This is a genomic window from Bacteroides xylanisolvens, from assembly GCF_018289135.1.
Taxonomy (GTDB): Bacteria; Bacteroidota; Bacteroidia; order Bacteroidales; family Bacteroidaceae; genus Bacteroides; species Bacteroides xylanisolvens.
In genome coordinates this window covers 1-4,148 of sequence record NZ_CP072218.1, presented here as the reverse complement: position 1 = coordinate 4,148, position 4,148 = coordinate 1, and the positions used below count along the sequence as shown (strand labels likewise).

Below are 4,148 nucleotides of genomic sequence, written 5' to 3'. Positions count from 1 at the left end.
TAAAACAAAAAAAGAGGGGTAAAACTCCCAAAGTGTGGGGACTAATTTACTTTTAAACTCCCAAAGTGTGGGGACTAAACTCCCAAAGTGTGGGGAAACACATGTTCTAATCCCTTTATTTATGGGCGTTTGCGAAGAAGTGATAGAGCATATTACAGACGATGCTTATAACAGACAAGGGGAATTTATAGAGCTAAGTGGTTGATTTACTGTCGGAAAAAGAAAAACGATAGGGAAAAAGAGCAAAGCAAAACCAACCAACGGGCGGTAGGATTGGAAACGGGTTTTTATGGCGTGTACACGTTTGTGTACAAAATGTTTGTATTTTATTGAAATATAGCTATCTTTGTGCTGAATTTAAAAGCAAACAGATATGGAAGCATTATCAGTAAGAGAATACCGTAACAACCTCGCAGCGTCTTTCACCAAAGCTGACAATGGCGAGCAGGTACTAATTCGCAGGAAAAACGAGATTTACGCTTTGGTAAAAGTTGGTCGTGAAGATTTGATGATAACCCCGGAGCTGCAAGCAAGGATTGACAAGGCAAGGGAAGAAATCAAATCCGGAAAGTGTGTTACCCTCAAAAGCAGTGAGGATATTGACGCTTATTTCGATAGTCTATGATGTACACAATTAGGGTTTCCGACGGGGTGGATAAGGTGATTGCCAAATGGAAGAAATCAAACCCCAATTTGTTCAAGAAGTATAAGAAAATCTACAAAGAATTGTTAGAGCACCCTAAGACTGGGCTTGGGCATCCCGAAGCGTTAAGGGGCGGTGGGGATATTACATGGTCTCGACACATTACCGCCCATGACCGGATAATCTATGACATTTACGAGGAAGTGGTAGAGGTCTACATCTTGGAGGTAGAGGGGCATTACAACGATAAATGATAAAACTGTTATGGTCGAATATTGTGTTTACTGGTTAGAGAACGGCGAGCCTATGCACGAGGTGTTCTCTTCTCTTGCCGCCGCCGAGATGTACTCATGTGCGATAAGAGGGAAAGAAAACATTGAATGGGTGGAGGTGTCCGAAGAAGAAACCATTGATTTGGACGAACTGGAAGACATGTTCCCGGATGACTTCTGCGGCGTGTAATCCCCTTGGGTAGAAATGGGGTAGAATTTGTTAGGCTGTGGGGGATTTTCTAACACGCCGGGGCTTTTTGCTGGGCGGTTGGCGTGGATGTATTCCCATGCGGCATGTGTATATATAGCAAGAAGTGTCCTTGTCGGACAATTCTTGCTTTTCTCGCTTTGCTCAAAAAGATTTTAAGATTACCTTTGTGGCATGGAACTAAGACGGAACGAAAAGATTACATTCCGGTGTACCGAACTTGAAAAGGACGCACTTGCGGAGCAGGCAGCCCGGTGCAGTCTAAGCGTATCGGAATACTGCCGGAGTTTGTCCCTTGGGGGGCGCCCAAGGGAGAGGTACACCGAGGAGGAACGGCAGCTTCTCCGGGACATAGCCCAGTTGAAAGGAACGCTCCAACGGCTGAACAACTACTTCGGTGGTCGCCAGTACCGGGAAGTGTTCGAGGAGAACCGGGCACTAATTACAGAGCTCAAAAAAATACTCTCACGATGATAGGGAAAGGGAAAAGCATATCACATGGTGTGGCGGCATTGGAGTACGACCTCGCCAAAGAGATAAACGGGCAGGCAGTAGCCACCGAGATAGCCCGGCATGAACTTTATGGGTGTACTGGTGCGGAAATGGTGCAGGAAATGAAACCGTATCACATTGATTTTCCGAACGTAAAAAACAACTGCCTACGTTTCGAGGTCAGCCCCTCGATAGAGGAAAGCGCCACCTTTACGGATGCGGACTGGGCGGAACTTGGTAACGACTTCATGCAGCGCATGGGGTTGGCGAACCACCAGTACATCATCATCCGGCACAGCGGTACGGAGAGCAAGAAAGAGCAAGCCCACCTGCACATACTGGCAAACCGGGTTTCCCTTTCCGGGGAACTGTACCGGGACAACTGGATAGGGAAAAAGGCAACGGAAGCCGCCAATGCCATAGCCAAGGAACGGAACTTTGTACAGTCGCAGGACATTGGCAAAGTCAACAAAGCGGAAATCAAGGAAGCCATGGACGGCGTATTGAAGAAGATGCAGGGCTTTGACTTTACCAAATTCAAGGAAGAACTTGGTAAGAGAGGTTTTAAAGTCCGGGAAGCCAGGGCAAGCACCGGGAAACTTAACGGCTACTATGTCACAGCCCGAAGCGGTACGGAGTATAAGGCAAGCGAGATAGGGAAAGGCTACACTCTCGCCCATATCGAGCGGACACAAAGCAAACTGAAGTGCAACTCAATGAACATATCTCATGGAAACAAACTCACACCCGGAAGCGGCAGCTTCCAACGTTAAGCAGGGACAGTACAGCCCCCGGAAAAGAAAAGATACAACGCCAAGGGTAAACCCGCAGCTTGCGGTAGAACTGGTGTATCAAGAACTAAAGCGTGTTGAAGTCTATACGAAGCGCATAGAGGACGCAACAGCCCGAAAGGTACAAATAGACGGGAAAAGCCTTGAAAGTGCCGAAAATCGCCTAAAAAACGTGTTGGCGGACTTTGAACGGCAGGGGTACAGAATGAAAAACGGCGGTTATGTGGACAAACGAATTTCGTTCTACTCAATCCTTTGTGCTGTTATCTCCCTATTGTTCGCTTGTTTCATGTGCTATCTTTGGACGGATGCAGCCAAAGACCGGGACAACTACAAGCAGTATTATGAATACTACCAAGAGCAGGCAAGGGAACAAAAGGGGAATAAATAAACATCTAACTTTACGAATTATGGGAACAACGGAACACGAAGAACCCCGGTTCTTCTTCATACTGAACAAGGGTGCGAAGTCCGGCGGCGAAATCACCCATGCCGTCCTAAACGGTAGTATCGTTTCGAAGCCGGCAGGCTGGGACGCCTTTCATGGGCTTGCACTGGCGAGAGAGAAACTAAGCAGCGAGGAAATACAACAGCAGATGAAAGAACTTGGTGTAGAAATGGAAATCGTTCCTCTGATTTGACAAGATTACCCGGAGTGTTTCAGCCGGGTAATCTTGTTACTTATCCTTGATTTTCCCTTTAAGGGCGTTTATAATCCACCCTTTCGGATTGTTCTTTTCTCGTGATTTTCCGTTTAGGAGAGCCAGTTCTCCGATAAGGTCGGTTATCTTTTCTTGTGCCGTTATGAATGTCTCTTTGTTCCGGTTTATCTCTTCCGATGTGAAGCCGCAGGAATAACGGAGGTACTCGTACACATGGCTGTCTATCTGATATCGTGCTGTAACCTTTGCTTGCAATTCTTTCCCTTCCAGTTCTTCATCTCTGAACTGTGGTTGATAGACCGGGTAGAACCTAAACCCGGTCACCTTGCTACGTTTGTTGTTTGGGTTTTCACGCACTTTCACGTAGTTGAAAGTGTATGGGCAGCTCTCATCAAGCGCAGCCTTTGCTGGTTTCAAAACTCTTTCCTCAAAATGATCTATTCTGTCTTTTCCGTTCTTGTCCTTGTATTTGTCCGCAGGTATGCCAAGACGGTCTTTCAAGTTTTCAAGGGATATATCCAAAGGGTACACCTGCCCACTCATTAACATGTAAAACCTAAGGGAATACCCAGTAGGTAGCGCAAGAGCCTTGTTTAACTCAAATTCTCTGTACCCCTTGGCGAACTTGGTAAACACATCCCAAAGGTCGTTAGACACACGAAAGGTTATAATGCCAGTGCGTTTTTTATATTTTGGGTTAGATATAAATCCGCACTTCCACCATTCCTCGTCATCTTCGTAAGTAAAAAAACGTCCTGCCAAAGAATCGAGTGCGGCTATGATTTCATTGTAATCACGTCCGGAAAAAATAACGTCAGATACATGCATTTGTGCATCAACATCCCAAAGTCCATGCTCAAACTTGCGTTTCGTGCCTGCATAATCTTTCAGTTTTACTCCCTTTAGTTCAGCTTGGCACGCTTCCAGTATGCGAAGAACTATTCTTTGTTCGTGTATGGACATGTCTTGCTGTTTTGACCATGTATATACCCATGAAACAACAACATCTTTATTCTTGGTAATAGGTAGTTTCTTTTTCATAAACGATTGATTTGCTGCAAATATACACAATCCCCACAT

General features: G+C 45.8%; 8 protein-coding genes. 7 read left to right on the top strand and 1 reads right to left on the bottom strand.

Annotation, left to right across the window (positions count from 1 at the left end; genetic code table 11):
* The first annotated feature begins 373 nt into the window (after positions 1-373).
* The 7 genes from INE92_RS26215 (at position 374) to INE92_RS26190 (ending at position 3,047) form a co-directional block, all read left to right on the top strand.
* Positions 374-625 carry a hypothetical protein gene (locus INE92_RS26215; RefSeq protein WP_004295507.1) on the top strand — a complete coding sequence of 84 codons (252 nt, stop codon included), beginning with the start codon at positions 374-376 and terminating at the stop codon, positions 623-625.
* The gene (locus INE92_RS26210) at positions 622-897 is read left to right on the top strand and encodes a type II toxin-antitoxin system YoeB family toxin (protein WP_004327436.1); all 276 of its coding nucleotides are present in this window, start codon (positions 622-624) and stop codon (positions 895-897) included. The genes INE92_RS26215 and INE92_RS26210 overlap by 4 nt, the downstream gene beginning before the upstream one ends.
* Positions 898-907: 10 nt before the next feature.
* The gene (locus INE92_RS26205) at positions 908-1,105 is read left to right on the top strand and encodes a hypothetical protein (RefSeq protein WP_004295503.1); all 198 of its coding nucleotides are present in this window, start codon (positions 908-910) and stop codon (positions 1,103-1,105) included.
* Positions 1,106-1,297: 192 nt separating this feature from the next.
* Entirely contained in the window at positions 1,298-1,597 is a 300-nt protein-coding gene (gene mbpA, locus INE92_RS27140; RefSeq protein WP_004327437.1) for a mobilization protein MbpA, read from the top strand.
* Positions 1,594-2,388, top strand: a complete 795-nt coding sequence (mbpB, locus tag INE92_RS26200) for a mobilization protein MbpB (RefSeq protein WP_007560590.1) — start codon at positions 1,594-1,596, stop codon at positions 2,386-2,388. The genes mbpA and mbpB overlap by 4 nt, the downstream gene beginning before the upstream one ends.
* Positions 2,345-2,797, top strand: a complete 453-nt coding sequence (mbpC, locus tag INE92_RS26195) for a mobilization protein MbpC (protein ID WP_004295511.1) — start codon at positions 2,345-2,347, stop codon at positions 2,795-2,797. Before mbpB ends, mbpC begins: the two co-directional genes overlap by 44 nt.
* 19 nt (positions 2,798-2,816) lie before the next feature.
* Positions 2,817-3,047, top strand: a complete 231-nt coding sequence (locus INE92_RS26190) for a hypothetical protein (RefSeq protein ID WP_004295510.1) — start codon at positions 2,817-2,819, stop codon at positions 3,045-3,047.
* Between the two features lie 36 nt (positions 3,048-3,083).
* On the opposite strand, the gene INE92_RS26185 is transcribed toward INE92_RS26190, so the two are convergent.
* Positions 3,084-4,109, bottom strand: a complete 1,026-nt coding sequence (locus INE92_RS26185; protein ID WP_004295509.1) for a replication initiation protein — start codon at positions 4,107-4,109, stop codon at positions 3,084-3,086.
* Positions 4,110-4,148 lie beyond the last annotated feature (39 nt).